Source organism: Bacillota bacterium (genome assembly GCA_013314855.1).
Taxonomy (GTDB): domain Bacteria; phylum Bacillota; class Clostridia; order Acetivibrionales; family DUMC01; genus Ch48.
The window spans coordinates 1-3,236 of sequence record JABUEW010000228.1; the positions used below are offsets into that span (position 1 = coordinate 1).

At 38.8% G+C, this 3,236-nt stretch carries 5 protein-coding genes; 4 read left to right on the forward strand and 1 reads right to left on the reverse strand.

Features of this window, described 5'->3' with window-relative positions:
• A partial coding sequence (locus HPY74_20500) for a helix-turn-helix transcriptional regulator (protein NSW92988.1) occupies nucleotides 1-98 on the reverse strand: 98 nt, incomplete at its 3' end.
• A 151-nt stretch (nucleotides 99-249) separates the two neighbouring features.
• Here HPY74_20500 and HPY74_20505 point away from each other — a divergent pair.
• The 4 genes from HPY74_20505 to HPY74_20520 all read left to right on the forward strand — a co-directional run bounded on the left by HPY74_20505 (nucleotide 250) and on the right by HPY74_20520 (nucleotide 3,218).
• Nucleotides 250-732 (forward strand): helix-turn-helix transcriptional regulator, encoded by a 483-nt coding sequence (locus HPY74_20505; GenBank protein NSW92989.1) that lies wholly within the window; start codon nucleotides 250-252, stop codon nucleotides 730-732.
• Between the two features lie 114 nt (nucleotides 733-846).
• Nucleotides 847-990 (forward strand): hypothetical protein, encoded by a 144-nt coding sequence (locus tag HPY74_20510; GenBank protein ID NSW92990.1) that lies wholly within the window; start codon nucleotides 847-849, stop codon nucleotides 988-990.
• 117 nt (nucleotides 991-1,107) lie between these two features.
• Nucleotides 1,108-1,251: a hypothetical protein gene (locus HPY74_20515; GenBank protein ID NSW92991.1), complete on the forward strand. Its 144-nt coding sequence runs from the start codon at nucleotides 1,108-1,110 to the stop codon at nucleotides 1,249-1,251.
• 56 nt (nucleotides 1,252-1,307) lie between these two features.
• Entirely contained in the window at nucleotides 1,308-3,218 is a 1,911-nt protein-coding gene (locus tag HPY74_20520) for a recombinase family protein (protein ID NSW92992.1), read from the forward strand.
• The last annotated feature ends 18 nt before the right edge of the window (nucleotides 3,219-3,236 follow it).

Genomic DNA, 3,236 nt, shown 5'->3' on the forward strand with positions numbered 1-3,236 from the left:
TCAAGCATCGAATAGTATTGAGAATTTATACCTAAAACATTAGCAATTTCTTCTTGCGTAAGCCCTTTCTTATCCCTAAGCTCACGTAGTTTATTCAATAGTGTCACCTCCTGTTCGAACATATTGTTCAGTTGATGTTTTTATTATACCGAACTCAATGTTCTATGTCAAGCATAATTTGAACTTTTTGTTCATGTTAATTTAATCAATCGAACATTATGTTATAATTTCCTTAAAGAGGTGATACCTTTGTTTGGTAAAAGGCTGAAAGAACTAAGGATTGAAAAAGACTATTCCCAAAAGGATATAGCAAATTATTTGGGAATTTCGGATAGAGCTGTAGGATATTATGAAAGCGAAGAGAGGTTCCCGCCTCAAGATATTTTGCGCAAACTTGCCGATTTCTACAACGTCTCCGTGGACTATCTCCTGGGGCGGACGGACATGCGTAATCCCCAAGACTATGAACTTATTAAGTCGATTTCCGGCGACGATCCTGAACTATTGGAATTATTAAAAGAATTTACACATAGAGAAGACTTAAAGGAAATACTTAAGCAACTTCCTAAAGTGGAAAAGGATGACATCAAAACTGTTGTTAAGATGATCTCTGGTCTCGTCGAAGAAGACAATAAATTGGAGATTAAAATCAAAGATACTGATGATAAAGCCGATAAATACGTAGAAGAGCTAAGTAAGGATCCCAACTATAAAATCATGAAAAATGAATAAAAAACTTTGTCGAATTTTGTAAAAGAAAACTCCTTCACCTTACCTTTTGTAAGTGGTAAAATATTTATACGAACAGATGTTCGTATAAGCATAAGATAAAGGTAGGTGAGATAAATGGCAAAGGGGGTCAAGGTCTATAGGTATGGCAAATGTATAATTTTTGTAAAGCCCATAGACGCACCTACCCAACAGAAAGAGCGAAAGGAGGAAGATAAGGAAATCGAAAAAAAGAAACCCTCAGCTTCTCAAATGAGTTAAGGATTTGTGTTACCCTCACTTTTAAATTGAATATAACGCTTATGGCGATGAGAATAAATAGATATATTGGATTATAAAGGGTATCCATGGGGAATAAGAAAATAAAGGAGGATACTCATGTCATATGTTGAAATCAGTAAAAACAGTACGCATCTATTTGATGCTATTGTAACAAATGATAATTTTCAAGGTGAAAGGTATATAACTGTAAAAGAAGGCCAGTACCTTAAATTACAGGGGGCATCTATAAAAGTAGAATAACTTACAAGCAGCCGCGGCTGCTTTTCTTTCAGCTATTCTCTTATAGGAGTGATATAGTGACTATCGTAAATTTTAGAACTCCCAGAGCTTCTTCCCATAACAAGAAATATGCAGTGGCCCTTTGTAGGGTTTCTACCGAAGACCAGTTTACTAAAGGACTGTCCATACCGGAACAGCGTGAGCGTATCCAAAAATGGGCGGACAAGAATAATATAACTGTGTTAAAGTGGGAGGAGATATCGCACTCTGCGTACCGGGGCATGGATGAGGATCCGCGAGTATTGGACTTGATTGAATTCGCGAAGACAAATGATAGTGTCTCATACTTTCTTGTAGATGAAAAGAGCCGGTTTGCACGCAGGAAGTATCTCCGGGTTGTATGGCAGGAAGATCTCCGCAAGCACGGTGTACAGGTTGTAGGCGTCAGCGAACCCCAGTATGACCGTAACAGCATCCATGGCATCTGGCTTGAAGGTATTAGTGAAACCAAAGACGAGGCCAGGAGTATAGAAACGGCATATCATACAACCAAAGGCATGATGCGGAATGCTGCAACCAGGGACCCTGAGACGGGATATTGTTATAAAAACGGAGGTATTGCTCCAGACGGGTACCAGAACCAAAGAGTTATCCGGGGAAAAGATTCTCGGGGAAAAGATATTATAAAGCTGCTCTGGGAGGTTTGCCAAGAGCGGGCTAAAATAATTAGATATATTGTGCTTGATTTATGGATGAAAAAAAGAATGTCATACAGAGAAATACGGGACCATCTAAACTCAAATGAACTTAAGTTCAACGGTACATCAAAGCCTATATTAAATAGCAAGAATAAACCCTGGTCAACGACTACGATTAGAGAGATATGCATGAGGGCCCTTGAGGGCGTCTACTCCGGCATATACTACTGGAATCGTACCGGCAGAAACTTACGTGGCACCGGAGAGAAATGGAAGGATGAAGATGATTGGGTACTAATTGAGGATGCCCATCCAGCAATCATCAACAATACTGAATGGGAAGAGCTAAAAACTACTATGGGGCCAATTGTACAGAAACGAAAAAACCCCAATGCCAGGACCAATAGGAGCGAAGATAGTCAGTATCTTTTCAGTGGAAACAATGCCGCTGGAGAGCCTATGTTCATCTGTATGCACTGTGGTGGCTCAATCAACGGTCAGCAAGTAGCAAAGCACTTATATTATCTATGCGCTAACTACAAAAATAAAGGGAAGGCTGGGTGTAGCAAAGGCGTTGCCATAAAAAAGGACGAGCTTGAAATTAAGGTTTTAAAATCGATCAAATCAAGGTTCACTCCTCAAAAAATAAAGCTCGTTGTGAAGGAAATAAATAATATACTGAACGAGAATAATAAAGATCTAAAAAAAGCAGAAACCTATATAAAAAAAACTATCCTTGAAGCCGAAAACTCAATAAACAATATAATGAATGCTATTCAGCAAGGCAAAGGCTCAAAAACTATTCCCTTTCTTTTAGAACAAATGGAGAAACTCCAAGACGAAAAACAATCCCTGGAGAATGAATTAGATGAGTTAAAGCGCGAGCAGCCTGAAGTAAAAAAGTTAGATGAAGCGACAGTCCTGGCGCAGGTCCAAAACCTTGAGACTATATTACTATCTCCAAAGACGCCAAACAGAGAAAAGAGGATGGCGATTAGATACTTTATTAGGCAGTTGCGCTTTGATCCCGATAAAGGCGAAGTACATATTTATTTTTGGCCAGATCCAACGGGCTCAGATAAAGAATTGCTTAAATTAATTAAGGTAAATGAGCAAATTAGAGGCTCTTCGGCAACTGAAGAAGTCGTCCAAAACAAAGAAAATACCGTTATGAGTTTTAAACGATTCCGGTTCCCGGCACCAGCCAGATATATCAATGGTTTCAGGGTTTATGACCTGAAACCATTTTTGTTTGATATTCAGGTTGTTAAGAGTTTTCTCTATTTTTAAAACCCCCTGCATTATGCC

Bases quoted from the DNA above. Each gene is read 5' to 3' on its own strand.
- HPY74_20510 (NSW92990.1), top strand. From the start codon at position 847: ATGGCAAAGGGGGTCAAGGTCTATAGGTATGGCAAATGTATAATTTTT.
- HPY74_20515 (NSW92991.1), top strand. From the start codon at position 1,108: ATGTCATATGTTGAAATCAGTAAAAACAGTACGCATCTATTTGATGCT.